Raw genomic sequence first — 26808 nt, 5'->3', positions numbered from 1 at the left:
GGATCACTTGCCTTCGGAGAGAGAGATGGAAGTTCCGCTGCCGTGGGCCTCTCCGGCGCGCACGGCATGGGCCGTGGTCTGGATGCCATGGGACAAGCGCCGGGACCGTTGCATGCGTCTGGCCCAGTCGGGCGGCCCTTGTGCCGGGCTGCCGGTTTCGCCGACGCGGCCGGACGACGGTCCATTGGGTGTGGCCCCGCCTCCCAGCGTTCCGAGGCTCGACGATCCACCTGTCGCCGCGACGGCGACGTTTGTGCCGGAAATCAGGCTAGACTTCATCGACTGGCTGGCGCGGGTGGCGGCGCGTTTGAGCGGTGAGGCCATGGCGGAGACGCCAGCGCTTGCAACACCGCTCACCCCGGCGGTGATACCAGCGCCGCCAGTTTGGCCGGCCGAGCCCAGCGTATAGGCAGCCGAGGCGCCCCCGGCCAGGAACGAGCCGCCACGCGCGGCGGAAGCCGCACCCGAGAAAGCTGCTGCTCCGCTCCGCGTCGCAAGGCCCGCGGCGCCGCCGGCGACGAGCGCCATGCCGCCAGCCGCGAGGCCCGTACCGACAGCAGCACCGGCTCCGAGTTGTGGTCCGCCGGAGACGAGACCGTTGGCAATGCCGGGGCCGAAGATCCCGAGACCGAGCAGTGACAAGGCCGCCAGCACGATCGCCATTGCCTGGTCGATGGTGGGGCTTTCGCCGCCAAAGCCACGGGTAAACTCACTGAAAAGCGTAGAGCCGATGCCGATGACCACGGCAAGGACGAGCACTTTGATGCCGGAGGAGATGACGTTGCCAAGCACGCGTTCGGCCATGAAGGCGGTCTTGCCGAAAAGGCCGAAGGGGATCAGGACGAAGCCGGCCAGCGTCGAGAGCTTGAATTCAACGAGCGTGACGAACAGCTGGACCGCCAGAATGAAGAAGGCAAGCAGGACGAGGGCCCAGGCGAAAAGCAGGCAAGCGATCTGGATGAAGTTTTCGAAGAAGGACACGTAGCCCATCAGCCCGGAGATGGCCTCGAGCAACGGCCGTCCCGCGTCAAGCCCGGTCTGCGCCACCTTGCCTGGCCGCAGCAGGTCCTGAACCGTAAAGCCGGTACCGCTCGCCTTCAGCCCAAGCCCGGAGAAGCTTTCAAAGATGATGCGGGCAAGGTTGTTCCAGTTGGAAATCAGATAGGCGAAGACGCCGACGAACAGCGTCTTCTTGACAAGCCGTGCAAGGATGTCGTCGTCCGCGCCCCAACTCCAGAACAGTGCCGCGAGCGTCACGTCAATGACGATCAGTGTTGTGGCGACGAAGGCGACTTCGCCGCCGAGCAGGCCGAAGCCGCTGTCGATGTATCGAGTGAAAGTCCCGAGGAACTGGTCGATGAGGCCGGTGTCGCCCATGCCTATCGAGCCCCCTGCCTGATCCCATCTGGCGAGGCGCCCGGCTCCGCGAAGGTCGTGAACGGCGTCTCGAATCCAAGGAAACGATCTCGCTGTTCGGCCCACAAGCGCGAACACTCCTGGTCGCGCAGCGCGGCCTCGCCGAGGATCTGACAGCGGCGAAGACCCTCACGCAGGGGGTTCGGTGCCGAAGTCGACGACAACGGAGCCGCGTCGGCCGGCCTCCCCTTCTTCCCGGTCAACTCGAGCGCAGCCGCGGTGACGGCGACGGCGACGAAAATGACGGCAACCATGCGAGCGAGCATCCCGCCATCCATCGGTCTAACCCTCACTGGTTGAACATCCTGGCGGTGCTGGGCTGATAGCCGGAGCCCGGGGTCAGGAACCGGCGGCGCTGCTCGCGGCCCTGTTCGGCCGCGGCTGCACGTTCGGCTTCGCTCAGCGCCTGCGCACGGCCGTTCGCGGCCATGACCGCGGTGAGGTCGGCGAGTTGCTGCGCCTGCAACGCAAGCAACTGGTTGCCTGCCTGTGTTGCCTGGAGCGCTCCCGTGGCCGATTGGCTGGCGCCGACCAGCGCCGACATTTGCGAGCGGTTCGTCTCGATGTTTCCGACGACGCCCGCCTGCACACGCATGGCATCCTGAAGGCCGCCAACCGTGTTCTGCCAGCGCGAGCGCGCATCAGCGACAAGCTGCCGATCGGACGTGGAGAGAGAGATGTCGCCATATTGCTGCTGGAAGATCTTGTCGACCTGCTGAACGTCGAAAGCGATGTTCCGCGCCTGGTTGAGGAGCTGTTGCGTACGCTGCACCGATTGCTGCAATTGCTGCAGAGAGGAGAACGGCAGGCTCGCGAGATTGCGGGCCTGGTTGATCAGCATCTGGGCCTGGTTCTGAAGCGACGTGATCTGGTTGGTGACCTGCTGGAGCGATCTCGCCGCGGTCAGAACGTTCTGCGCATAGTTCGACGGATCGAAGACGATGAGCGCGTGCGCCGGCGTAACCAGGGGCAGTATCGCGATTGGCGGGGCGAGTAGCGCCACGGCCAGCACAAGCGCGTGTCTGCGGGTTTTCGGGGTGCTCATTATCGAGGCTCCTTTTCAGCTTGTGGGTTGGGAATGGGTTGGGTGTGGGTCAGGCCTGGAACCAGGTCGGCGGCCCAGCCAACGTTGCGCGCTCGCAGCCAGGCGGCGAGAAAGCCGTCGCGGCCGTGCTCAGCGAGCACGCTGTCGATAAGAGCCTGGTCCGTCTTGGACGATGCGGCGCAGAGGGCGAGGCCAATCTCGGACAGGCCAAGTTCAAACAGCCGGTTGCCGCGCCGCGATTGGCAGTAGTAGTGGCGTTTGGGGGTTGCTCGCGCCAGGATCTCGATCTGGCGGTCGTTGAGACCAAACCGGCGATAGATGGCTGTGATCTGCGGTTCGATCGCACGCTCGTTCGGCAAAAGCAGCCGGGTCGGGCAGCTCTCGATGATTGCTGGTGCGACGGCCGAATTGTCGATATCGGACAGCGACTGGGTGGCGAAAATCACGCTGGCGTTCTTCTTGCGCAGCGTTTTCAGCCATTCGCGGAGTTGGCCGGCGAAACCTTCGTCGTCAAGGGCGAGCCAGCCCTCATCGATGATCAGCAATGTCGGTCGCCCATCGAGCCGGTCGCCAATCCGATGAAACAGGTAAGACAGCACGGCGGGTGCTGCTCCGGTTCCAACGAGGCCCTCGATTTCGAAGACCTGCACCGATGAGGCGCCGAGGTGCTCGGCTTCCGCATCGAGCAACCGACCATAGGGGCCGCCGACGCAGTAAGGCCGCAGAGCCTGCTTCAGGTCGCTCGCCTGCAACAGCACACTCAGGCCGGTGATGGTGCGCTCCTCGACCGGTGCCGAGGCGAGCGACGTCAGCGCGGTCCAGATATGCTCCTTGGCGTCCGGGGTGATTGGGATGCCTTCGCGCGCGAGGATAGCCGTCAGCCAATCGGCTGCCCACGCGCGCTCGTAGGTATCGTTGATCCGGGCGAGAGGTTGAAGCGATACAGATGCTTGCGCGCCATCGGTGAGCCCGCCCCCAAGATCGTGCCAGTCCCCGCCCATGGCAAGGACCGCGGCACGGATCGAACCACCGAAGTCGAAGGCGAAAACCTGGGCGCGTGGATAGCGGCGGAACTGCAGGGCCATCACTGCAAGCAGAACCGACTTCCCGGCGCCTGTCGGGCCGACCACCAGCGTGTGGCCGACATCGCCGACATGCAGCGACAACCGGAACGGGGTCGAGCCTTCGGTCTTGCCATAAAGCAAGGGGGGGCTACCGAAATGCTCGTCCCGTTCCGGCCCCGCCCACACGGCAGAGAGGGGAATCATGTGGGCGAGATTGAGCGTCGAGATTGGTGGCTGCCGGACGTTGGCATAGGCATGTCCGGGCAATGAGCCCAACCAGGCGTCGACTGCGTTGACCGTTTCGTTCATGACGGTGAAGTCGCGACCCTGGATGACTTTCTCGACGAGTCGCAGTTTCTCTTGCGCCAGGCGCGGGTCGGCGTCCCAGACCGTAACGGTCGCCGTGACATAGGCCATGCCCGACACGTCGGCGCCGAGTTCCTGCAATGCCACATCGGCGTCGGCCGCCTTGTTGGCGGCGTCGGTGTCGACGAGCGCCGACGCCTCGTTGGTCATGACTTCCTTCAGGATAGCGGCGACGCTCTTGCGTTTAGCAAACCATTGCCGCCGGATTCTTGTCAGCAGCTTGCCGGCATCGACTTTGTCGAGCAGGATCGCGCGCGTCGTCCAACGGTAGGGAAAGGCGAGCCGGTTGAGATCATCGACCAGGCCTGGCATCGTCGCGGTCGGAAAGCCCACGACTGTGAGGATACGAAGATGCTGGTCGCCAAGGCGCGGCTCGAGTCCGCCGATGAGTGGCTGGTCGGCCAGCAGCGCATCGAGATAGATCGGCGTCTCGGGAACGCGAACGCGATGGCGCTTGGTCGAAACGGTGGAATGCAGGTATGTGAGCGTCTCACCGTCATCGAGCCATCGGCATTCCGGCATGAAGCCATCGAGCAGGGAGAGCACGCGTTCGGTGCGCTCGACGAAGGCGCGCAGCATTTCACCGGGATCGACGCTGGACCGTTCGCGCCCCTCGTAGAGCCATCCCTCCGTGCGAGCGGCCTCGTCGGCCGGCGGCAGATAGAGGAAGCTGAGGAAGTAGCTCGAAATGAAATGAACCCCCTCCTCCTCGAAGTCTGCCTTGCGCTCCGCGTCGAGCAGGTCGGAGGCCGGATCGGGAAACTGACTCTCGGGATAGTTCGACGCCTCATGCCGCTGCGCCTCGACGAAGATTCCCCACCCCGAGCCGAGGCGGCGCAAGGCGCTGTTGATGCGTGAGGCGACAGCCACCAGTTCGGCGGCTACGGCGGACTCGAGGTCGGGTCCGCGAAATCTTGCGGTGCGCTGAAAGCTGCCATCCTTGTTCAGCACGACGCCTGGCGCGACCAGCCCGGCCCAAGGCAGATAGTCGGCAAGGCGGCTGGCGGTATGGCGAAATTCGGCAAGGTTCATCATGGCCGAGCCCTCAAACCGACAGATGACCGGGCATGCGCAGATGCCGGCGAACGACTTCGACGAAAAGCGGATCGCGTCTGGCGGCCCACACCGCGACGAGATGCCCGAGAGCCCAGATAAGGAGACCGAGCAGCCAAAGTCGCAGCCCGAGGCCGACCGCACTGGCGAGCGTGCCGTTGAGGATCGCGATGGAACGCGGTGCGCCACCGAGCAGGATGTGCTCGGTCAGCGCCCTGTGGACCGGGACCACGAAGCCCGGCACCGCGTCGAGACTTTCGAAAGCGGTCAACATCAGATGAGCGCCCCGCCCGCAAATGAGAAGAACGAGAGGAAGAAGCTCGACGCCGCAAAGGCGATCGACAGGCCAAAGACGATCTGGATGAGCCGCCGGAAGCCGCCCGAACTATCGCCAAATGCAAGCGTCAGGCCTGTCACGATGATGATGATGACGGCAATGATCTTGGAGACTGGTCCCTCGATCGACTGAAGGATTTTCTCCAACGGCTGCTCCCAAGGCATCGAAGAGCCGGCCGCATGGGCCGCAGGGGCGATCATGAGAAGAACAAGCGTCGTGGCTGCGGCAGTGCCTTGGCGGTAAGCGGGGATCATGAATGGTCTCCTGTGGTGTGCAAGGTGGCTTGGGAGGTGCGATAGTCGCCGTCGGGGCCAAGCCCTTCGACGCGGGTGAGTTCGGTGAGCCGACGCGCCGAACCGCGTCCGGAGAGAACGGCGACAACGTGTATGGTCTCGGCTATCAAAGCGCGCGGGACGGTGACGACAGCTTCCTGGATGAGTTGCTCGAGACGGCGCAGAGCGCCGATCCCGGATCCTGCGTGGATGGTGCCTATGCCGCCTGGATGTCCGGTGCCCCACGCCTTCAGAAGGTCGAGGGCTTCGCCGCCGCGGACCTCGCCGATGGGAATGCGGTCCGGCCGCAGGCGGAGCGAGGAGCGGACCAGGTCGGAGAGAGAGGCGACGCCTTCCTTGGTCCGCATGGCGACTAGGTTGGGCGCCGTGCATTGCAGCTCGCGGGTATCTTCGATGATGACGATCCGATCCGCACTATTGGCTACTTCGGCGAGCAGAGCGTTGGTCAGCGTCGTCTTGCCGGTCGACGTGCCGCCGGCGACGAGGATGTTTGCACGAGCGGCCACAGCAGCGCGCAATGTCGCGGCCTGGCCGGTGCTCATGATGCCGGCGGCGACGTAGTCAGCGAGGGTGAACACGGCGACGGCGGGTTTTCGGATCGCGAAGGCCGGTGCGGCAACGACAGGCGGAAGCAGGCCTTCAAAGCGTTCGCCGGTATCCGGCAACTCGGCCGAAACGCGCGGCGAGCGCGAGTGCACTTCCGTGCCGACATGGTGCGCGACAAGGCGCACGATGCGCTCGCCGTCAGCGGCTGAGAGCGTCTCCCCCGTCTCGGCCAGACCTTCCACAAGGCGGTCTACCCAAATGCGACCGTCGGGGTTCAGCATCACCTCAACGATGGCCGGATCGTCCAGGAACCGGGTGATGGCGGAGCCGAACGCAGTGCGAAGCATGCGCGAACTGCGCGCTCGTCCTTCGGTGCCGTTTTGCGAAGCAGCCATCTTGTCCCCGTTTGAGTCGGGACCAACTCAGACGGCCCCCGCTCGGGGACGATCAAGAGAACCAGAAATCTGGCCGGTTCAACAGGTTTCCACCACCATCGTAGTGTGGCGTGCAAATACAGGCGAACGGCGGTGGCCCCCCAATTGGTACGACGCGCGCCAGCGGGCATTCCGGACGTTCCTCTTCTGCGTAGCGCGTTGGAACATCGGGGGAACATCCAGCTGACAGCTAATCTCGCCGGCATGTTGTCGGACCGGTCTCTGCTCGGTTCCGGCATGATCGGAAAAATAGGAAGTAATTCCTCGATGAGTCAATTCCGTCTTGACTCACTGTTCTGTTTTTGTTCTCATCGCCATCAAGCGTTTTGGAGTGACCTGATGGACCACGTTGTGACGCTGGACAGCCGCCAAGCGGCCGCCCTGCAAGCGACGGCCGACAGGTTCGTTGCGGTGCACAAGGGCGACTTAATGAAAGCCCTTAAGTCGTGCTCAATGGGCACCTGCAGGAACGACTTGACGCGCTCACTGCGCCACGCCGCGCGACACGCTAGGAGGAAGCTCAATGGGCACGATGTACTTTGACGCCGAGGCCAAAGCCGAGCTGCATTCAGAAGCAGTGAAGCTAATCGCTCGTTACGATAGCCCGCTTGAGACTGTGAAGGCGCTCATGGCTTACAATTGCGAGCTCGAGACCCAGATCCTCGCCATAGCCCACCGGCATCCAGGGATAGTGTCCATTGGCTACGACGATACGCCGCCTGTTGTCGGGTGAGGCCGTGGAGTTGCTACCGATTCCTGTGCCGCCCTTCGGCTACGACAGCGCGGATGAATGGAGCGAGACGTTCGAGGAGGCATGTCTCGACGTGCTTGCGGCGCTTCGCAAGGCAGGGCATTTCGGTGACAACCGGCCAGAGGACGACGTAGCCTACAACCTGGCCGGATGCGATTTGGAAGAACTCAGCGACGAAGAGCATGACCTCTATGAGGAGCGGATCGTTCCCGTCTTGCGCGTCGCTTTCTACGAGCCCTGCAGGCTTGCGGAGCAGTACGCGGAACGGAGAGCGCCGGGCTACTACGATCTACCGCGGGATCAGCGACAGCTTGAGCTGTTCACGGCATCATGACGGCGGGGTTTGCCCATGCATGACCTGATCGTATTCATACAGAGTAATGCGGCGCTGGTGATGGCAAATCCGGCCCCCTTTGCCTCGTTCGCCATATTGTTTGGATGCGGCGGATTTGCCGTCGGGCGCTATTTCCTGACGGAGCGCATTGCCAATCTGGAAAGCCGGATCGCGAGGCGCGACGAGGAGATCACCGACCTGAAAGCCAAGCAGAAAACAGCTGAGCCGGGAGTACCTTTGGTGCCGCTTTTCGAGATGACCGAGATCCTTCCTCCCGCACCGCTCACCTTCGACCGGCTCTTAGTCCAGCGGAAAGAGAAACGACATGTCGGATAACCTGCTGCCTCAAAAGAAAGCACCGAAGCTGATCGTCGTCACCGCGTTCGACCGGGATGAGACCGGGGACCTTCAGCCGGTCTTTGGGCCAGCCGAGCAGCAGACCGAGGACCGGGCGATACGGACCGCGAAGGGACTGGCGGGCAAGCATGCTGGTGTCATTGCGTGGTCGCGTGAAGCCAACCCTTCGCTGGGCGAATACGGGGAGCCTGCAACCCTCTTCGTGGGTGGCGATGTGCCCGACATGGAATGATGAAGGCTCCTGTGCGGATATGCCTTGACTTCAGGTTTTAATTTTCCGTTTCGCGGGTGCCTTCTTGGGCGGGGTTTTAGCTGCCGCCTTGCGACCAAGGCCAATAGATTTCGCAAGGGCCGACCGCTGGGCCGCATAGCTCGGCGCCACCATAGGATAGTCTTTTGCGAGACCCCACTTCATCCGATACTCGTCAGGTGTCATGCCGAGCAACCCAAGGTGGCGCTTCATTGACTTAAACTTGCGCCCGTCCTCAAGGCTCACGATGTAGTCAGGAAATACCGACTTCTTGGGGTTCACTGCTGGTGTGAGGGTTGGCGGCGGTGGGGCGACCGGCTCGATTAAGCCTGACAGAGCAGTACTAACGCTGGCGATCAAATCCGGGAGGCTGGTCGCAGGCACGGCGTTCTTTTGCACGTAAGCCGCCACAATATCTGCCGTGAGTTCCAACAGCTCGGAATTCATCTGCTTGCTTGCCTCGTCCATTTCCAGTTCCTGTTTCGCTGTGTCCTATTAGGAAACGGTGACAGGTGCAATTATCTTGGAAAAGGCGGGGGAGAGGCACAACCTCACTCGGTCAGGCTGCCTTGCCGGTTGCCGCCCGGAATGGATGGACGATGGAGAAGGTATCTGGCCGGATGCCTTCTTCAACTTGTTTCCATGTAACTGGATGAGCGATTGGGAAGCCGGGGCGAGCTCGTGGAGAAAACGCGCCGACGGCCGTATTGCCCCGACCGTTGCGAAGGTAGTCAAGGAAGATGCGGCCTCTCCGAGCCGCCGGGTCGGCTGACAGCAGGTACCGGTCAGGATCGGCGTCAACGAGACACTGGGCGAGCGATTTGGCCAGTTGGCGGGCCCTGTCATGGGTCATCTTCGCGGCGAGCGGTGCCATTAAGTGAAGCCCTTTTCCGCCGGTGACCTTCGGCCAGCTCTCCAAGCCAGCTGCTTCCAAAATGCCGCGTAGCGACAGCGCTGCTTCGATCACCGCATCCCATGAGACGCCGTCGCCGGGGTCGAGGTCCAGGACAAGCCGGTCGGCATGTTCGACATCGTCAATCGTAGCGTTCCACGGATGAAGCTCGACAGCATCCATTTCGATCAAGCCGAGCAGGCCGTCGAAATCATCCACCCAGACCCGGACACCTTCACCGCCTTCGCGTTTTTGAACCCGAAGCTGGTGCACGGACCGCGGTATCCGAGGCAGCGGTCCCTTGTGGTAGAAGGTGGCGCCGAAAGCATGGCGGACGAGCTTCAATGGTCGTCGGCCTAGATGGATCAGAGCCTGATCGGCCACCCGCTCCCAGTACCGCGCGAGCTCTTCCTTAGAAGGCGCGACAGCTTCGGGGAGCAGCTGCAGTATGTTCTCGCGAGGGACGCCATGTTGGCGGTCCGACCTGCGCTTGGAGGGCGACGGCGGCTTGGCGGGAATGGGCTGAAGGTCCTCGCGCACTCCCTTGAACACCGCCTCGCGCAAGATTCCACGATCCGTCACGCCGCTGAACTGCACCTCGGCAAGGACCACTGGTTTGACCCATGTCGCCTTGGGCTTGTCGATTGGTTCAGACAGGGGGGATTTGTCGGTGATGAGGGGGTCAAGGCGCTCGCGAACGCTCCGCGCTGCTTCCAGCGTATAGCCGCTTTGGGCCTTCCCGGCATAAAGCAGCCGGTCGCCTTCTCGCCTGCCGACGTACAAAGAAGCAATGCGGCGCGGTCGGGCACCGATTTTCTCGACGAATGCCACAATCGGAAACGTGTCGCTCTTGATACATTTCATCTTGAGCCAGCTCGCCTGGACACCGGACCGGTAAGGAGAATCTGCTCGCTTGGAGACAATGCCCTCCAGGCCCATGCGGCAGGCGTGGTCGAACACCTCTTTACCACCCAGCTCCAGATGCTCGGCATAGGTCAGCGTCGGCGCCGCTTTCTCAAGCAGGTCTCGCAGGGCGGCTTTGCGCTGAACCAGCGGCTGTGGTCGAAGATCGCGGCCGTTGAGGTGCAGAAGGTCAAATGCAAAGAACATCAGCTTCGGCGAGTTCGGATTCCCCAACTCCCGCTCAAGGGCTTGAAAATCCGGCAGGCCGGTACTGCCGAGAACGACAGCTTCGCCATCAATGATGGCGGATTTGACCGGCAGGTTGGCCGCGGTCTGGACAATACGCTTGTAACGGTGCGACCAGTCGTAGCCGCGACGAGTGAAGGCACGTGCGGCGCCACCTTCGATGACAAGCTCCGTCCGGTAGCCATCATATTTGATCTCATGCAGCCACTCATCGTCATCGGGAGCCTTCTGGACCAGCGTCGGCGATTGAAACTCGATAAAGGTGAGTTGGCCCGTCTGTTTACGCATGTACTCGGACTCCCTGAACAGGGATTCAAACCGGGCGGGCGCCATCGGTTCCGAGAATTTTAGCAAAAATGAATGTAATGCGAATAACGCCTCACCTGTTGCCGCCGAAGGGCAGGCCTCGCGCCCGACCCGCTCGCGGTCCTGCATGACCAGATGATGGTTGATGGCAGTCCCTCGCGGCGAAACCGCAGGAACCACCCGTAAACCGTGGTCGCCGGAGGGAAGCACTTGGGAAGCAGGCACCAGGCGCAGCCGGCCCGCAGTACATAGAAGATGGCGATCACGATCTCGCGCATCGACCATCGGCGCGGCCGACCTGTCCCGGCCCGCGGCGGCATGTAAGGGGTCAGGATCTCCCACTCCGCATCGCTCAGGTCGCTTCCGTAACGCAGGTGATCGCGGCTATGCTGGCGAGGAGCGACTAGCGACTCTGGTTCGATATCAGACACAGACTATTGTGTTCCCGATCTGTTCGGCAGGCAAGGGATCGTGTACCGTCTGCACATGGAATCATCCGCCGCCCATTCCCGCCAAATTGAAATGGTGCCGGAGCGACCGACAGCGCTCAACAATCGCGCCTGCGTCTATTGCGGCACCACCCTTTTGGCAGGCAACATTTCTCGCGAGCACGTGATCGGACGCCGCTTCGTGCCCAAGGGTAAATTGCATGGACAATGGAATCTAATCCTGAATGCCTGCCAACGCTGCAACTCACGCAAGGCCGACCTTGAGGACGACATTTCTGCGATTACTCTTCAGCCCGACGCCTGGGGGCGCTACGGCCATGATGACACGGGCGCGATGGAGGAGGCGCGCCGGAAGGCGAACGATGCCCGCAGTCGTCGTACCCGAAAGCCGGTGAAGGATAGTAGCGAAGGCATAAATATCCGCGGCAGCCTCGGGCCAGGCATCAACATATCGTTCCAATTTTCTTCTCCGCCCCAGATCGACGACCAGCGTGCCTTTGAACTGGCGCGCTTGCAGTTGATGGCGTTTTTCTACATGCAGACCTATAACCATGACATCCGTCGTGGCGGGTACTGGCTTCATGGCTATCATCCCGTTATGACGGCCATCCGCAGCGATTGGGGCAATGCGCTAATGAAAGGCTTCATGCGCACGGTCGAGCTCTGGGACTGTCGCTTTCTCGCGATCTCCGCCGACGGTTTCTTCAAACTCATCACAAGGAAGCATCCGTCCGCAGAGACGTGGGCTTGGGCCTTGGAATGGAACCACAATCGCCGCTTGATCGGCTTCTTTGGTGAACTGGAGCCCGCGCAAATGATCTTCGATAGCCTTCCAAGGTTAACGGCAAAGACTGTTTACCAAGCCCCCAATGAATCCCTCTCTTACCGACGCGATGTTGCGCTGAACGAAGAAGAGGACACGCTGTTCGTGGTCTTCGAAGAAACAGAGCAATCGGACGCCTGACATATCACCGAGGTGCCGACGCCGCATTGGTCCTTAGCCACGCACCTTGCGCCAACACGGACTGTTCTGGAGGCGCGATATCGCTGTAGTCCGACGTCGAAAGCCTGCGCCGGTATCATTGGTGAAGACGAAAGGCTTGTTGCGAAACTTGACGAACGAGGGCCATCGCGGCGGGATTGGCCTGACCGCTTTGACATGAACAAGCACATCGTCGTGCTCGACGACGTTTTTCGGTTCCACGACTGCGTAGCGAGAGTGGGTTGCGGTCCCGCCGTCAGCTACAGCCACCACAACATCGAACCGGCTGGGCAGCCTCAGCTGCGCGACAGAGGCCGCCATCGTTTGCACATCGATTCCCGAACTCCGATCACCAAAATACAGATTTGCCGCACAGTTCAATATCTGCTGATGGTTACAGGCAAGAATGTCCGCTGGGTTTGACACACTGATCCAGCCGCCGACATGCTCAGCTTGATAGACATCACCATCCAGGAAAACGGCAAGGAGTGTTGGCGTAAGCGGCAGGAACAGCAAGGCTCCAGCACTGGAGACGCCGAAGGATCTGTCTTGCACACGCTGCTGATGCCACCGGTTGGCGAGAACGGCAGGATCGTCGGATGTGAGGAAAGGCACTGACGTGAGGTTTCGAACAACTCGCACCTTAAGATCGTCCACGACGGTCATCGTGTGTGCGTAGTGGCGCATCGCCGCAATGACGGCGGTATTCACGGCCTCCTTGAATGTCGGTTGTTCGAAGCTGACACCACTAAAGTTCGTTGCGGCGAACACGAACTCTGCGGATCGATGCGCAGCAGCTTCTGTGCGGACATGCTGCAGATAGGCGAAACGCCTCAAGACCGTGGCACGCGACGCGTCGATAACCGCGCCTGGTTTGTGGAGGGAAGCAACACATTGGCCGTAGTGTCCCTCGACGGCCTGAATGGCCTCTTCGAGCTTCCAATCCTGCCCATAGAAGTAATCCCTGGAACACTGATTTTTCACCGGCGCGTCGAAAATTACCTTCTTCCGATCAAGATTCAACAGATGGATGGCTTTGCCTTCTGCGCAGACGCTAAAAGGCGCTAGGTGCACTCTGGGAACGAAATGCTGATTCTTGTTCTCCGCCATGCAATAGTATAATCCACCGTTCCGATCCATGGAAACAAGCACTTAGCTTTAAAGGCGCGCTAAGCCGTTGCTTCAAGCGGCCGGAATGGGGCCGAGAGAAGACCGGCGGGTTTCGGGCTGCGAATCCTCGAGAGCTGACCTTCAGGTTAGGGTGGGATCGTCGAGACATCACCCAATGCAGAAACATGGGAGCAAGCCACGCAATCACGTGTCGACTTGCGGGTCCCACGATCGATGCAGAAGGGTGGGCATTGACGCAGCTTCCTGAAATCACGCGTCGCCGAGCAAGGCCGCACTCCTGCGCTGCTTGGCTTGCGGGTTGACGATATCGGCTTGCCCTTCGCCGCTCATCATCGCCCACAGGTTCTTGGCCGCATGCCAGCCGATGGCTTGAGTTCCTTCAGTCGTCCAGGCGGCGACATGCGGCGTGCACAAGACGTTGGGCCACGAAAACAGCGGGTCGTCGGTCTTTGGCGGCTCCTGGTCGAACACATCGAGTGCTGCACCCGCGATTTGGCCGTTGGCCAGCGCTGCTCGCAGGGCCGTGTAGTCGATCAGCGATCCGCGCCCGGTGTTAACGACAATGGCTGAGGGTTTCATCTTCGCAAACGCGGCGGCGTTTAGGATGTGATGGTTGTCCGGACTCGGCGTTGCGTGCAGCGTCAAGAAGTCGGATTGCTCCACCAAAGTGAGGAAGTCTACGAGTTCGATCCCTAGAGGCGCTTCCTTAAGGAAGGGATCATAGGCTAGGATGCGAGCCTCCCAGCCTGATAGCCGTTGCGCCACGCCACGGCCGATGCGGCCGAGGCCGAGGATGCCGACGGTGGCGCCGCGCAGCGTAGCTCCATGTGTCAGGCCGCGCCACCCGCCACGTCGCATGAATTCGGGCGTCCACGTGCCGAGTTGCTTGGCAACAGCCAGCATCAGGGCGACCGCGTGCTCGCTGACCGTAAAGATTTGAAAGTCGTTAGGCGTGCTGGAAACCAGAATGCCGTGCTCTGTTGCGGCGTCGATATCGATGCTGTCAACGCCAATGCCATATTTCGAGATATAGCGCAGATCCGGAAGCCCCTGTAAGACGCTCCGGGTGATGCGGGTGCCGCTTGCCCCCATCAAGGCGACACAGCCCTGTGCCTTGGCAATCAGCTCATCCTCGGTGAAGCGTTTGAACGGCATTTCCCAGAGTGCGTTGCCGAAAATGACGTTGACCCCACGCTCGCGCAGCCAGTTCAGCGAGGCGTCAGTCGGGTCGTAGCGTTCAAATGCGAGAACGCTGGGCAAGCCTTGAGGGCTCATAGGGATAGCGATCTCCTCAAATACCTTCGAATTCTCCTGACGGAACAATTCTTGTCGATTCAATCCGCATCGCAGATGCGCTGGCAGGTATTGGACAGCTGCGCGCGCCTTGCCCCGCTTTGCCTTGGCGGCGGCTTGAGCGCCTCAACCGCGATGGCTGGCAACGCATCTTCAGCATTTCCAGCACACAGCCCAAGCCTCGCACACGACCGTTCAAAAAAATAGTGCAGCATAGGTCCTGCATCTGATACACGCGCCAGCGATGGCGGCTTCTGGGAAACAGCTGCATCACCCGAAACGGCAGGAAGGAGGCGCAAAGCGCTCATCATCGCCTGTGCCCTCAGCTTCGGGTCACGATGAGAAGTCCGTGGTGACGGCGCCGGCATTCTCCTCACGTCTCGATCCGACGGGGTCGCGGGTGCAACAAGCCGTTGCACAACTCTGCTAACATAACCCCCATGCCTGACCCGAACTACCTCACCCCTGAAGAAGTCATCGCTCGCTATCGCGGACAGGTAAGCGAAGGGACTCTTCGCAACTGGCGTTGCATGAGGATCGGGCCATCGTTCCTCAAGATCGGCAAAGCAATCCTCTATCCGAGCGGCGAGTTGGATCGCTGGTACAAATCGGGCCTTTCGTCTGCAGACCCACACGCGAACTGACGCGGGAAAAGCGGCACCGCCAGAGTAGCAGAGAGGCAGTTCAGTCGTTCCGAGTTCGCTGGCTCGACAGATAAGCGTTCGGAATCCGTGGTTGATCGGGACGTCAGAGTACTGAGCGAATGCGATCATGCCCAGCGTGGAACATCATCAGTGGTCGCTCGACACACGCCCCAGTTAACGGCCCCACCTCTTCAGCATGAGCATGCAAGCATTTGATGGATATGACGAATCTGATCATAGTATTTTGATTCACAACGAACCCGCTCGGCACCCTACCGACCGTTACGGATCACGGTTGGTCACGCTTCGATCCAATTTCCCCTGAAATCATAGATTTGCGAGTTTGCCCAACCGTCGTGCGACGGTTGATAGATCGCAAATATAGCCAGCGACCTGCGAGGGCGTTGGCACAAGACATGCGCCCTTCCGTGCCCCACAACGTAGCGTCGATTCCGCGTCACTGCACCCTTTGACGAACCTGCTGAGCGCCAGAGATATCGGCAATCGCCGCTAGCTGAATTGCTCAGAAACGGCCCCACTGGGCCGCGATCGGAACGACTGAAATGAGGCCGGAGGCTGACTGTTTGCTTAAGGGTCGATCTTAGCCGAGAGCCGCCATCCGGCCCGAGTTTGCGCGTTACCTGCTGCCCATGTCTGGCTCTGCCGCGTAGTGAAGCGCTGCCGATCATTCTGGTCTACCGGTTCAACTGGCTCCTGATAGCCTGGATATCGAACCCAATGTTCTTCGTTGTCAGATATTTCACGTGGGCAGACGCAGCAGCACTCGATTTCGCCTTGGCTTTCTTGCCTTTCGCATTAGCGACTTCTTCGGCTTTCACGACCGCAAATCCGAAAGTGATCTTGTCCGTGTTCTGGCGACTGTAGGACGCAAGCTTTCCCAGTCCTTCAATCCAGTGATTGCAAACATCCAGGCGCATCGAACCGCGCAGGAAAGCAATCAGCGTCGTGCAAAGGCCAGGAGGTCGGCGTTGAGCTTGTCCTGGTGAGTGGCAGCCAGCCCGTGGGGCGCGCCAGCGTAAACCTTGAGTTCGCCGTTCGGAACGACCTTCGCCGTCAATTCCCCGGAGTGGCCGATCGGTACGATCTGGTCGTCGTCGCCGTGGATGACGAGAGTCGGGACGTCAATCCTCCTCAGGTCTGCCGTGTAATCGACTTCCGAGAACTCACGAATGCAGGCATGTTGACCGACAATCGAGCCCATCATCCCCTGGTTCCAGAACGTCAAGCGCAGGCCCTCGTCCAACGCTACGCCGTCACGGTTCATCCCAAAGAACGGCACCGCGAGATCGAGATAGAATTTCGACCTGTTGTCGAAAACACCCTTCCGGAGTCCATCAAAAACCGAAATATCGAGGCCGCCCGGCCATTGATCCGTCGAGGCCATGATGGGGGGAACCGCGCTGACGAGGACGACCTTGGTGACGCGTGCAGTGCCGTGCCTGCCGATGTAGCGAGCTACCTCGCCGCCACCGGTGGAATGGCCGACCATCATCGCGTTCTCAAGGTCGAGAGCCTCCAATACTGAGCCGAGGTCGTCGGCGTAAGTGTCCATGTCGTTTCCGACGCCCGGCTGATCGGACCGGCCATGACCGCGGCGGTCGTGCGCGATCACACGGAAGCCGTTCTGCAGCATGAACAGCATCTGGCCGTCCCACGCATCCGAAGTGAGCGGCCAACCGTGGGAGAACACGATAGGGCGCGCGGAACGATCTCCCCAGTCCTTGTAAAAGATCCGCGTCCCGTCGGCGGTAGTGACATAGCTCATCGTGTAATCCCCTATGTTAAGAATAAAGTTCGCCCGGGTCGCCACTCAAGCTCGAGCCAGAGTTGGCCAAGCACAAGAAGCAAAGCGGGCCTTTCCGCCGTGAAGTCAGTTCGCTGCGGGGTAGTCGAGATATCCTTCGGCACCCTGGCTAAACCAAGTGGCCGTCTCGGCCGGCACGATTGGCAAGCCTTCCGCGATCCGACGTGGCAGATCCGGATTCGAGATGAACGCCCGACCGAACGCCACCGCGTCGCCGATACCGCCATCCAAATCCGCTTGTGCGCGTGCGGCGTCGAAATCGGAGTTCAGGATCAAGGTTCCTTTGAACGCACCCCGAAGAAAGGGCGCGAGCGGTGGGATGTCACCCTTCCCGAACGTGCCGTCGAGCGTGGGCTCCCGAAGCTCCAAATGGGCGATCCCTATCTCGGACAGCGTCTGCGCGGCCGCGAAAAACACGGGCTTGGGGTCGCTGTCAGTGACGCCCTGAGTTTCGCCGTTGGGAGAGAGGCGAACGCCTGTGCGATCCGCGCCGATGGCGTCGGACACGACTTGAGTAACCTCCCGGAGCAGCCGTAGCCGGTTCGGAATGGATCCGCCGTAGTCGTCGTCGCGAAAGTTGGAACTGTCTCGAAGGAATTCGTCGATGAGGTAACCATTCGCGGCATGGATCTGCACACCGTCGAAGCCGGCCTCCATCGCATGGCGCCCGCCGCGTTCGAAATCCTGGAGGATGCCCGGAATCTCGTCGGCGTGGAGATGACGCGCCTGCTCGTAGGATTGTCTTCCGTCGTAGGTATGGGCGTGGCCTGGGGCCGTGGTGCCCGAAGCGGACACAGCACGATCACCGGCGAGGAAACTTGAATGCACCACGCGGCCCATATGCCAGAGCTGCGCCAAAATCCGTCCGCCTTTACCGTGAACGGCGTCGGTCACCCCGCGCCAGCCTGCAATCTGCTCACGCGACCACAAACCCGTGGCATATGGCCAGCCAAGGCCTTGTTGTGTAATGCCGATCGCCTCCGAAATTATCAGGCCCGCGCTAGCCCGGGCAGCGTAGTAGTCAGCCATTATCTTCGTGGGGACGTGGTCGCGGGTGCCACGAGCCCGTGTCATCGGCGCCATGAAAATGCGGTTGGGCGCCTCGATCGCACCAACCCTGATCGGATCGAATAAACTCGGCATCTACGTTGCTTCTCTAGATTGTTCGCTTCAACTCAGACGATCCGCTGAGCGCCGTCGATATGGAGCGTCTCGGCGTTCATTGACGAGTTGGTCATTAGGAACAGCACCGCGGCACCAGCTTCTTCCGCTGTCCCGAGCCGATGCAGAGGGAGTTTATCGGTCAGTGTCTGAACATATGCATCGCGCCCCTCGCCGAGCGTCCGGCTGAGCAGCGGAGTATCGGTGGTGCCAGGCGACAGCGTGTTCACACGGACGGGCGCCAGTTCCAGGGCCAAGCCACGAGCGAGAGCCTCCATCGCGGCGGAAGCGGCGGCGAGCACTGCGGTCCCGTAGGCATTAGGACGATCCGCCAGCACGCCGGAGATAAAGGTAACCGATCCATCCTTCGACAAACGATTGCCGAGTGCTCGGATGGTGTGCACGGCGGCCCAAACGCGCTCGTCGAACGCCCGGTGGAGATGGGAAACCTCTGCTTCCATAACCTTGCCAGCAACGAAAGTGCCGGCAAGGAGCACGAGGTGATCGACATGGGGGATGTCGGCGATCGCCTCTGCAATGGCTTGCGGGTTGGTTACGTCGGCTGCGCGCCAACCTGCCAACCCATTGTCAGAAGCCGCCTTTGCCGCGCGCGTCGCGTCCGTGCCCACGACGTAAACCTCCGCGCCGGCTGCCTTAGCCTGCACCGCAGCGGAAAGGCCTATGCCTGAGGTGCCGCCGAAAAGGAGAACGGTTCGGTCCTTGAGCGGGCCGCTGTGGCTAGTCGGCGAAGAGGCTTCGGTCATTGCAGAGATCCTTTATGTACACCGAACCCGGTATAGCTTGTCGTCGTGCGTTCAATAATATGGCCGGATATCGTTTCATTTGTGCTGGAATGGCATTAATTGACCGCTTGATCATCCTGAGGTGCAAGCGAGTCGCGCTTGTTTGCCAACTAACTCCGTTTTCAAGATCGTGGAGGAAGGGTGGTCGAGTAGGGATAAAGCAATGCGCCAGACGAGAGGTCGTCTGGCGAGACGACCACCTGTCCAGATCCTTGCCGGAATTGATCGAGTGGATCTTCGGCAACTCCACGAAACTGAACCTGAAGCACCCTTGGCGATGTCCACTCGCCGTTGGCGCCGAAGCGAATCGTTCCGAGAACCGTCTCGAAGCTGGCGCTGCGGGCATAAGCGATAAGGGCCGCGTCCTCGAGCGTTCCGGTCTCCCGCACACAGTGCTCGAGCACCTGGAGCTGGGAATAGGCAGTCGGCGCCATATAGTGGCCGAGTTTGTCGACGGTCGCATCGCGCGCAAGGCCTTGATATTCGTCGAGCATACTGCGCACGTCGTCGTTCATCATCGACGGCACCGGAGCCCAGTACTCGTAGTTTACGAACCCGTTCAACAGCGGCCCGAGCTGCACCTTCACATCCGCGTTCTGCGGACCGATCATCGCTCCCCCGACCATTTTGGGCTTGAACCGGCTCTGCGAGATCGCCCGCACCAAACCGATGGAGTCGGCGAGGTATGAGCAAAGCAAAAGGACGTCGGGTTTGAGTGCGGCAACCGCTTCAATGATGGGCCCAAAGTCTTCGGTGCCGAGCGCGTAGGTCCGTTCGTCGATGACGTGAAGCCCATACTTGGCAGCATTGCTGCGGGCTCCGAGGATCGGATTAAGCGCGAATTGCGCGTCGGCGGAAAGCAACGCGACCGTCGCGGGCTTAGCCGACTGGCGGGCGGCCAACGCGAAAAATCCGTCGGTGAGGGCCCCGTTTGAATCGGGCCCCAGCGGTATCATTGCGAAGTAGCCGGGGTAGTTGAAGCCCTGGTTTACGCCCACGCCCATCAATCCGACGAAAAAGCGGTTGCTTCGAATGATGAGCGGCATAACCGGCAGCAGGCTGTTGGTACCGTAGCTTCCGATTACGAGGTCCACTTTCTTGACGTCGAGGAGGTGTGAATAAATCCCTGGCACCAATGTGGCGTCTGTTCGGTCATCTTCACAGATGAGCTCGACCGAGCGCCCAAGCAGGCCTCCACTTCTGTTGACTTTCTCAGCCCATACCCGATGCGCAAGGCGTGCCGAACGACCGTTTCCGCCAAGCGGACCTGAAAGGGGCAGGCTATAGCCTATGCGGATCGGGTCTGTCGAAGTTGGCATGCGCAGGTCTCATCCGTGTTTTGAGGTGGCCAGGAGTTGCTGCTCCCATTGGAACGCCACGCCTGAACCGCCCGCGTGTTCGACGATCACCTGGGCGAACGCGGGAACAGTCGCGGTGCGCGCCCAGTCACGTTGCCATTCGCCGAGCACCGCCAGCCAGGTCATAGGGTTGGCACCCGCGCTAACCATCCGCGTGACGGCGACATCGTGGGCCTCACGACTTACACCTCCCGAAGCATCTGTTACGATCGTGACGTCCCAGCCTTCACCGATCGCCTGTATGGCGGGCATGGCGAGACAAATCTCGGTCCAAAGCCCTGCCATGACGACCCGCTTGCGGCCCGTGGCCTTGATGGCTTCGACCACGCGTCCATCCTGCCAGGTATTGATCAATGTACGGTCGATAGATTCCTGTTCGGGAAACACGGCCTGTATACCAGGCAAGAGCGCGCCGCCGGTCGAGGCATTAATTGTAGTGAGGATAGTCGGGACCCCGAAGGCCTTCGCCCCTTTTGCCAACCCGACGACATTGTTGACCACCATTGTCGGCTCGTGGCTGTGTAAATTGGCGAACTGGAAAGGCTGATGGTCCATCAGCAGCAATACGCACTCTTCGGGTGCGAGAAGGGCGTCGAGGCCAGTTTTTATCATATCGACTCCTGTTTCAGTTGATGCAGTTTAGGTAAAGGGAGCCAATCGCCGGGAGATGGCGCTGGCGTACTTAGAATTGTCACCCGGGCCAAATAGGACTGGCCACGCGCCTTCGGGCGCGTGTCGGTACTAAGGCGTTAGCGTGGCAAGGTAGGCGATGATGTCGGCCCGCTGCTTCGCGTCGGGAACTGACGTGGACATGCGCGTCCCCGGCACCAGCTTCGAGGGTGCGGCCAGATAGCTGTCCATGGTGGCCCCATCCAGCGTCAGACCGGATTTCTTGAGTGCTGTAGAATAGGAGAAGGTTGTCGATGCTGCCGGTCGTCCCATGACGCCCGCCAGGTTTGGACCAACCGTCGCACGCTGGCCGGCTTTTGTACTATGGCAGGCCTGGCACCGTTGCTGGAACAGCTTGGCCCCTGCGGTCGCGTCCTGTGCATTCGCATTTTGCGCGGCGATTGCGAGGAGGAAGGCTAAGGCGCTACCCGCCTTCGTGATCATTTGCGGCATTCATGACGTTCCTTTTTAGATAATGAGCGGTTCCAGTCTGGTGACTGAAAGACCGCACATTTCGGTGGTGGTTTCGAAATCGGGATTCCCGTTCTGGATGGCGTGACCGGCCCATCGTCTTTGATGGATCGATCGCCGCGCGACGGCACGCCACAGCTTGAAGCAAAGTCGCGTGGATCGTCAGGCGAACTGTTCAGCGATAGGCAAGCGCCTGATACGTTTGCCGGTCAGGCGAAAGAGCGCGTTGCAGACCGCTGGAGCAACGTTCGGAGCTCCGCCTTCGCCAATACCTTCGAAAGGCCCGCCACTCAGAAGTAGCTCAGTGACGAAGGTTGGTGTGTCCGCGAGACGAACGACTTGATAGGTGTCGAAATTGCTTTCCTGGACGCGTCCTTGCCCAATGGAAATCTTCCCGTACAGCGCAGCGGACAGTCCCCATATTGCCGCGCCCTCCAGTTGGGCTCTCGCGGTGTCCGGATTTATGATCTGGCCGGGATCGGCGACCGTCCAGATCTTGTGAACGACAACACGTCCACCTTCCAGAGAGACCTCTGCCGCCTGGGCGACAAGGCAGTCGAGATTCTTGTGGCTGATGCCGAGACCGATGGCCCTGGAGCCACCGGCATGATTTTTGTAGCCGCTGATCTCGGCGAGCCTGTCGAGCACCTTAAGCGCCTTGGCGTTGGCACGAAGTCTGTCTCGCCGGAATTGATAAGGGTCCTCGCCGGTCTTGGCCGCGATTTCATCGATGAAACTCTCGATGGCGAAAACGGTTTGCGAAGCACCGACGGAACGCCACATGCCGGCGGGTACGTGTGTTTCGCTGCGGACCCAACGAGCTTCCTGGTTCGGGAAATCGTAGAAGGCGAAGATCGCGTCGGTGACGACGCTGTCGAATGACTGCATGAAGGCCGGATACATTCGAGGCAAGATCGTCTGTGATGCCTGCTTGTGCTTGAATGCCAGGACGTCCCTGCCTGTCACGCCCGCCGTGAGCTCGGATACACCTGCGGGCCGATAGAAATCGTGCTGGATATCCTCTTCGCGTGACCAGATCAGCTTTACGGGTTGACCCGGAAAACTCTTTGCGACGAGGACGGCCTGGGCGACGAAATCTGCCTCCTGTCTTCGGCCGAAGCCGCCGCCCGCAATCAGAGTGTGGATCTTGACCGACGTTTCCGGAAGGCCTGTCAGTTCGGCGGCAACTGCCCTGGCCTTGTCGGGAAGTTGCGAGCCGACCCAGACGTCGCAGCTCGCGGCGTCGACGCGCGCGACACACGACATCGGCTCCATCGTCGCGTGTGCTAGAAACGGAACCTCATACTGCGCGGTGATGACAGTCTGCGACGTTCGCAAAGCCGCGTCCGGCGTTCCCGCCGTCTTTACGACGACGCCGTCCTTCGATTTGAGGTCTCCCCAAAGCTGAGCACTGATAGATTCATCATTGACGTGATCATTCTGGCCTGGTGCCCACTCTGCCCCGAGGCTGTCGAGCGAACGGCGCGCAATCCACCAACGGTCGGCCACGACGGCCACCGCACTCGGCAGGTCTACGACTCCTCGAACGCCTTTCTGCTTGAGGACTTCCGAACGCGTGTCGCGCAGCAGCTTGCCGCCGAAAGTGGGGCACGCCGCGACGGTGGCGTAGAGCATACCCGGGAGGCGCACATCGACCGCGAACGTTGCGGATCCGTTGACCTTGCCAGGGATGTCGAGCCGGGGGATTGGGTTTCCAACGAACCGGTTTTTTGAGGAGGCAACCGGGGCCACCACCTTCGGTACGGGCTGCTCAGCCGCCGCCGACGCCAGCTCACCGTATGTCAGAATCTTATTCGTGTTGCCCAGCAACACGCGCCCGTTCTGCGTGGAGCAGGCTTCCGGGCTAACGTTCCAGACCTTGGCCGCCGCGAGAATGAGCATCGTTCGCGCCACGGCGCCAGCATTTTGCAGGGGGTCATGGAAGGCACTGACGCCTGTGCTGGCACCGGTAAGCTGGATTCCGCCCAAGGTCGGATTGCCATACTCCTTCCCGACGGATGCAAGCTCGAAACGCACCTTCGTCCAGTCGGCATCCAAGGCCTCCGCGAGGATCATGGGCAGCGCCGTAGACGTCCCCTGGCCCACCTCCGCGACGGGCGTAACGATCACGATCCCCCCGTCTCGATCAATGCGAAGGAAATTGCTGACGAAACTCTCGCCTTTGCCTTGCGGGAAGGCTCGTGTAGCGAAGGGTAGTATGAAAGCGCTCGCGCCGATCGCCGCGGAAGTCTTGAGAAATGAGCGCCGGCTTGGCGTGATGGGGTTCACTGACGACCTCCACCAATGGCGGAATCGCGAGCTTCCTGCAAAGCGGCCCTAACGCGAGGATAGGTTCCGCAGCGGCATATATTCGTCATCGCCGCGTCGATTTCCTCATCGCTGGGCTTGGGGTTCTCTGCAAGAAGACCCGCTGCTGCCATCAGCATGCCGGACTGGCAGTATCCACACTGCGGAACCTGATGCTTGATCCACAACTGCTGCAAGACATGGGGTCGGCCTCCAGCCAGCCCCTCGATGGTGGTGATCGACTTCCCCTCCACCGCATCCAAAGGCAAAACGCATGATCTCGTTGCCACGCCGTCGACGTGAACCGTGCAGGCCCCACATTGGGCGATGCCGCATCCGAACTTGGTGCCGGTCAGTCCGAGGTCATCTCGAAGGATCCACAACAGAGGAGCTTCGCCTTCGGCGTCCACCGACACAGACTTGCCGTTCACTTCGATCGAAATCATGACCGAATCTCCGTAGCAACGACTGGGTCGTGGGCCGATCCACTCGCGGGGGGATCAAGGAACACGTAGAGGTCCCGGATCCGCCCATGTTCGATCCGCGCGACATCCGTCCCTCTCACGGGCCCGGGCTCACCACCACGCGGTCCGGCCGCCCAGCGCAGCAGCCCGACACCATGATGTCCAATGGCGGGCCCGACAGGCATGAAGACGGTATCCGGAGGCAGTTGCCCCAACAGTGCGGTAATGCTGTCAGATATTGCCTGATATCCCGAAACGGGCTCCTGCTCGTACAAAGTGCCGTCTACGGACCATAACTCAGCCAGCGCAGCGAGCCGCTTGTCGGGGTCACGTTCGCCGAATACGCGGGCGGCGTTGCCGCGCATCACGGTGTCATAGTCTGGTTCCGAATCCTGATGTGTCACAGCGTCTCTCCTTAGCCCGGCCTCCAGCCGCGAATGCTGCGGGCCCCTGCATGTTTCGATTCCTGGTCCGAGCTATCTCGCGCTTAGCCGTCAGCCTATGCCACGCGCGTCCGGCCCGCGGGGATGCGTCAGACCTGCGCGGTGCCGCCATCGACGAAAAGCTCGATGCCCGTAATAAATCGACTGTCAGCGGACGCGAGGAAGGTGATGGCCTTGGCAATCTCCGAGGGATCCGAAAGTCGTCCGAGCGGAACCATGCCGAGCAGACCCTCTTTCATCTCCGCGTTGGCGAACACGTCGAAGCCGGGCGTAGCCGTCGGTCCCGGGCTGACGACGTTCACGCGGATCTTTCTATCCTTGAGTTCGACGGCCCAGGTGCGCGCAAAAGATCGCACTGCGGCTTTCGTGGCGTTGTAAACCGAGAACCCGGCGAAGCCCTTCGATGCGCCGACCGAGCCGAGCAGGACGATGGACCCACCGTCGTTCATCACCGGAAGCGCCTTCTGCACCGCGAACAGCAGCCCCCGCACGTTGAGATCGAACGTCTTGTCAAATGCCACTTCGGTGACATCCGTCAGGGCCTGCATCTCGTAAATTCCGGCATTGGCGACCAGGATGTCGAGAGAGCCGGCCTCGTTCCTAATGGTCGTGAATAACGCGTCGAGATCAGCCAGGCTGCCAGCGTCGCCTCGCACTCCGGTTGCGTTGTGGCCGATTTCGAGCACAGCGGCGTCGAGTTCTACCTGTCGTCGGCCAGTTACGAAGATCCGGGCTCCCTCGGCTGCCAAGTTCTTGGCAGTTGCCAAACCAATACCGCTGCTGCCGCCCGTTACCAGTGCGATCTTACCTTCTAGTCTGTTCGTCATTCCGATTACTTTCGATATCGTCGATTTCGGCTGCGCGGGCTTCTGACGCGGAGGGGTCAGCCAAAACTCAAGCTGCTGCTCCTCCAAGTCAAAGAGACGGTTAGCGGTGATTAGACCAAGTCCATGCCATTGATAATCGGCTTCCTAGGCGCTATAAAAATTCCGCCATGGAACAAATGGGATTCGAACGACTGACGGGCCTCATCGCCTTCGCGCGCGCGGGCTCGCTGGGGAGTTATACAGCGGCGGCAAATTCGCTTGGGATCTCTCCGTCGGCCGTGAGCAAAAGCGTGCAGCGCCTGGAGCAGCGACTAGGCATCCGACTGTTCAACAGGACGACGCGGTCGTTGTCGTTGACACCGGAGGGGCGCGATCTCCACGAGCGAGCCCTCAGGCTTCTACGCGACGCCGAGGAGATGGAACAAGCCGCGGTGGCCGCGAGGGCGGAGCCCGCTGGGACGCTCAAAGTGACAGCTCCCTTTCCCCTGGGCATTGCCGTGCTGTCACCGGCCCTGCCGCTCTTCAGATTGCGCCACCCTAGGCTATCGATCGATCTCCGGCTTACCGATCGTTTGGTCGACATCATAGACGAGGGCATAGACGTGGCGATCAGGGTCGGCGATCCCGTCGACTCGCTTCTTATTGCTCGACCACTCGCGCCACATCGCATCTGCGCCTTCGCGGCGCCGAGCTATCTATCCCGCAAGGGCGTGCCGCTCCATCCCAAGGAACTTGATGGCCACGACTGCGTCAATTTCCGATATCAAAGCACTGGCCAAAGCCTGCGCTGGCCGTTTCGCGTCGGAGATCGGACGATCGAGATAATTCCGAATGCCGGTATAACTGTGGATTCCAGCGATGCCGTCGCCACCGTTCTCACTGCCGGGGGCGGAATAGGCATATCACCTACATACGTCGCGGCCCCTTTCGTGTTGCGCGGCGAACTTGTGCCGGTGCTGTCGGAATTCGCGATCGACCTTTTCGCGATCACCGCTTTGTGGCCGGAAACTCGCCGTGGCAATCCCAACGTCAGGGCCTTCACCGCTTTCCTGCGGGAGATTTTCCCGTCCCCGACACCGTGGGACACGGCGGTGGGCCTTCCAAGCCTGACGATCTGACACGCGCGGACCGTGGAGCGTCGGACCCAGCGCTTCAAACGACGAACGTGGGGGCAGGAAGCCGGCGAACTCGCGAGCCAAAGGTCGCATCGGCTATGCGGGCGCGGCCGTCGGCTTCTGCTTAGAAAACGGCGGGAGATGGCGGACCGGAAGAGATTCGAGTTCCCTGAGGTCGCATTCCTCGGAAGAAAGAAGACGGTGCGGGTGGTCGGAATCGAACCGACACTCCTATTTGAACCGGATTTTGATGGGAGGCGCGTCTAAAAAAAT

The 26808-nt window shown here is 60.9% G+C and carries 27 protein-coding genes and 1 pseudogene; 6 read left to right on the top strand and 22 right to left on the bottom strand.

Translation table 11 applies throughout. From position 1 onward, the window contains the following. Positions 1 to 3: 3 nt before the first annotated feature. Genes trbL through trbB form a run of 7 tightly spaced genes read right to left on the bottom strand, consistent with a single transcriptional unit; the run spans position 4 to position 6515 of the window. Entirely contained in the window at positions 4 to 1377 is a 1374-nt protein-coding gene (gene trbL / locus FJ974_RS14910) for a P-type conjugative transfer protein TrbL (protein WP_140534313.1), read from the bottom strand. 2 nt (positions 1378 to 1379) lie between these two features. Then, positions 1380 to 1694 (bottom strand): putative entry exclusion protein TrbK-alt, encoded by a 315-nt coding sequence (trbK-alt, locus tag FJ974_RS14905; protein ID WP_140534315.1) that lies wholly within the window; start codon positions 1692 to 1694, stop codon positions 1380 to 1382. Between the two features lie 11 nt (positions 1695 to 1705). After that, on the bottom strand, positions 1706 to 2461 hold the full coding sequence (gene trbJ / locus FJ974_RS14900) for a P-type conjugative transfer protein TrbJ (RefSeq protein ID WP_140534317.1): 756 nt from the start codon (positions 2459 to 2461) through the stop codon (positions 1706 to 1708). Beyond that, entirely contained in the window at positions 2461 to 4926 is a 2466-nt protein-coding gene (gene trbE, locus FJ974_RS14895; protein ID WP_140534319.1) for a conjugal transfer protein TrbE, read from the bottom strand. The genes trbJ and trbE overlap by 1 nt, the downstream gene beginning before the upstream one ends. A gap of 10 nt (positions 4927 to 4936) precedes the next feature. Then, a complete protein-coding gene (locus FJ974_RS14890) occupies positions 4937 to 5218 on the bottom strand; it encodes a VirB3 family type IV secretion system protein (RefSeq protein WP_140534320.1) in 282 nt (93 codons plus the stop codon). Next, the gene (locus FJ974_RS14885) at positions 5218 to 5535 is read right to left on the bottom strand and encodes a TrbC/VirB2 family protein (RefSeq protein WP_140534322.1); all 318 of its coding nucleotides are present in this window, start codon (positions 5533 to 5535) and stop codon (positions 5218 to 5220) included. The genes FJ974_RS14890 and FJ974_RS14885 overlap by 1 nt, the downstream gene beginning before the upstream one ends. After that, a complete protein-coding gene (gene trbB, locus FJ974_RS14880) occupies positions 5532 to 6515 on the bottom strand; it encodes a P-type conjugative transfer ATPase TrbB (RefSeq protein WP_140534323.1) in 984 nt (327 codons plus the stop codon). Before trbB ends, FJ974_RS14885 begins: the two co-directional genes overlap by 4 nt. Positions 6516 to 7077: 562 nt before the next feature. Here trbB and FJ974_RS14875 point away from each other — a divergent pair. The 4 genes from FJ974_RS14875 to FJ974_RS14860 are packed head-to-tail and all read left to right on the top strand — an operon-like array spanning position 7078 to position 8228. Then, the gene (locus FJ974_RS14875; protein WP_140534325.1) at positions 7078 to 7287 is read left to right on the top strand and encodes a hypothetical protein; all 210 of its coding nucleotides are present in this window, start codon (positions 7078 to 7080) and stop codon (positions 7285 to 7287) included. Further along, positions 7253 to 7639 carry a hypothetical protein gene (locus FJ974_RS14870; protein WP_140534327.1) on the top strand — a complete coding sequence of 129 codons (387 nt, stop codon included), beginning with the start codon at positions 7253 to 7255 and terminating at the stop codon, positions 7637 to 7639. The genes FJ974_RS14875 and FJ974_RS14870 overlap by 35 nt, the downstream gene beginning before the upstream one ends. A 15-nt stretch (positions 7640 to 7654) precedes the next feature. Further along, the gene (locus FJ974_RS14865) at positions 7655 to 7975 is read left to right on the top strand and encodes a hypothetical protein (RefSeq protein ID WP_181177177.1); all 321 of its coding nucleotides are present in this window, start codon (positions 7655 to 7657) and stop codon (positions 7973 to 7975) included. After that, on the top strand, positions 7965 to 8228 hold the full coding sequence (locus FJ974_RS14860) for a hypothetical protein (RefSeq protein WP_181177178.1): 264 nt from the start codon (positions 7965 to 7967) through the stop codon (positions 8226 to 8228). The genes FJ974_RS14865 and FJ974_RS14860 overlap by 11 nt, the downstream gene beginning before the upstream one ends. A 30-nt stretch (positions 8229 to 8258) precedes the next feature. Here the strand turns inward: FJ974_RS14860 and FJ974_RS14855 are convergent, their stop codons facing one another. The 3 genes and pseudogenes from FJ974_RS14855 to FJ974_RS14845 all read right to left on the bottom strand — a co-directional run. Beyond that, a complete protein-coding gene (locus FJ974_RS14855) occupies positions 8259 to 8714 on the bottom strand; it encodes a MucR family transcriptional regulator (protein ID WP_140534328.1) in 456 nt (151 codons plus the stop codon). A gap of 91 nt (positions 8715 to 8805) precedes the next feature. Then, complete coding sequence (ligD, locus tag FJ974_RS14850; RefSeq protein WP_140534330.1) at positions 8806 to 10575, bottom strand: DNA ligase D; 1770 nt, start codon at positions 10573 to 10575, stop codon at positions 8806 to 8808. Between the two features lie 99 nt (positions 10576 to 10674). Further along, positions 10675 to 11015, bottom strand: a pseudogene (locus tag FJ974_RS14845) (transposase); the annotation flags it as partial. 49 nt (positions 11016 to 11064) lie between these two features. Between FJ974_RS14845 and FJ974_RS14840 the strand changes: the two are divergent. Continuing rightward, a complete protein-coding gene (locus FJ974_RS14840; protein WP_140534333.1) occupies positions 11065 to 12006 on the top strand; it encodes an HNH endonuclease in 942 nt (313 codons plus the stop codon). A gap of 33 nt (positions 12007 to 12039) precedes the next feature. Here FJ974_RS14840 and FJ974_RS14835 read toward each other — a convergent pair whose 3' ends face one another. From FJ974_RS14835 to FJ974_RS14775, 12 genes are all read right to left on the bottom strand, one after another. Beyond that, positions 12040 to 13134, bottom strand: coding sequence for a DUF4238 domain-containing protein (locus tag FJ974_RS14835; RefSeq protein WP_181177179.1), 1095 nt, complete (start codon positions 13132 to 13134; stop codon positions 12040 to 12042). Positions 13135 to 13404: 270 nt separating this feature from the next. After that, positions 13405 to 14493, bottom strand: coding sequence for a hydroxyacid dehydrogenase (locus FJ974_RS14830; protein WP_226891265.1), 1089 nt, complete (start codon positions 14491 to 14493; stop codon positions 13405 to 13407). A gap of 1294 nt (positions 14494 to 15787) precedes the next feature. After that, positions 15788 to 16030, bottom strand: a complete 243-nt coding sequence (locus FJ974_RS14820) for a hypothetical protein (protein WP_226891264.1) — start codon at positions 16028 to 16030, stop codon at positions 15788 to 15790. Between the two features lie 20 nt (positions 16031 to 16050). Then, entirely contained in the window at positions 16051 to 16878 is an 828-nt protein-coding gene (locus tag FJ974_RS14815; RefSeq protein ID WP_140534338.1) for an alpha/beta fold hydrolase, read from the bottom strand. A 105-nt stretch (positions 16879 to 16983) separates the two neighbouring features. Continuing rightward, positions 16984 to 18060: an alkene reductase gene (locus FJ974_RS14810; RefSeq protein ID WP_140534339.1), complete on the bottom strand. Its 1077-nt coding sequence runs from the start codon at positions 18058 to 18060 to the stop codon at positions 16984 to 16986. Between the two features lie 32 nt (positions 18061 to 18092). Further along, entirely contained in the window at positions 18093 to 18842 is a 750-nt protein-coding gene (locus FJ974_RS14805; RefSeq protein WP_140534341.1) for an SDR family oxidoreductase, read from the bottom strand. A gap of 161 nt (positions 18843 to 19003) precedes the next feature. Beyond that, on the bottom strand, positions 19004 to 20200 hold the full coding sequence (locus tag FJ974_RS14800) for an amino acid ABC transporter substrate-binding protein (RefSeq protein ID WP_140534342.1): 1197 nt from the start codon (positions 20198 to 20200) through the stop codon (positions 19004 to 19006). A gap of 9 nt (positions 20201 to 20209) precedes the next feature. Then, positions 20210 to 20851 (bottom strand): hydrolase, encoded by a 642-nt coding sequence (locus FJ974_RS14795; protein ID WP_140534344.1) that lies wholly within the window; start codon positions 20849 to 20851, stop codon positions 20210 to 20212. A gap of 129 nt (positions 20852 to 20980) precedes the next feature. Further along, positions 20981 to 21361, bottom strand: a complete 381-nt coding sequence (locus FJ974_RS14790; RefSeq protein ID WP_140534346.1) for a c-type cytochrome — start codon at positions 21359 to 21361, stop codon at positions 20981 to 20983. Between the two features lie 180 nt (positions 21362 to 21541). Further along, on the bottom strand, positions 21542 to 23668 hold the full coding sequence (locus tag FJ974_RS14785; RefSeq protein ID WP_140534347.1) for a xanthine dehydrogenase family protein molybdopterin-binding subunit: 2127 nt from the start codon (positions 23666 to 23668) through the stop codon (positions 21542 to 21544). Further along, on the bottom strand, positions 23665 to 24132 hold the full coding sequence (locus tag FJ974_RS14780) for a (2Fe-2S)-binding protein (RefSeq protein WP_181177180.1): 468 nt from the start codon (positions 24130 to 24132) through the stop codon (positions 23665 to 23667). Before FJ974_RS14780 ends, FJ974_RS14785 begins: the two co-directional genes overlap by 4 nt. A gap of 550 nt (positions 24133 to 24682) precedes the next feature. Then, positions 24683 to 25420: a glucose 1-dehydrogenase gene (locus tag FJ974_RS14775; protein WP_140534349.1), complete on the bottom strand. Its 738-nt coding sequence runs from the start codon at positions 25418 to 25420 to the stop codon at positions 24683 to 24685. Between the two features lie 167 nt (positions 25421 to 25587). Between FJ974_RS14775 and FJ974_RS14770 the strand changes: the two genes are divergently transcribed. Then, the gene (locus FJ974_RS14770; RefSeq protein WP_140534351.1) at positions 25588 to 26538 is read left to right on the top strand and encodes a LysR family transcriptional regulator; all 951 of its coding nucleotides are present in this window, start codon (positions 25588 to 25590) and stop codon (positions 26536 to 26538) included. Positions 26539 to 26808 lie beyond the last annotated feature (270 nt).

This window comes from Mesorhizobium sp. B1-1-8 (assembly GCF_006442795.2).
Lineage (GTDB): Bacteria > Pseudomonadota > Alphaproteobacteria > Rhizobiales > Rhizobiaceae > Mesorhizobium.
This window is presented reverse-complemented; position numbering and strand designations above follow the sequence as displayed.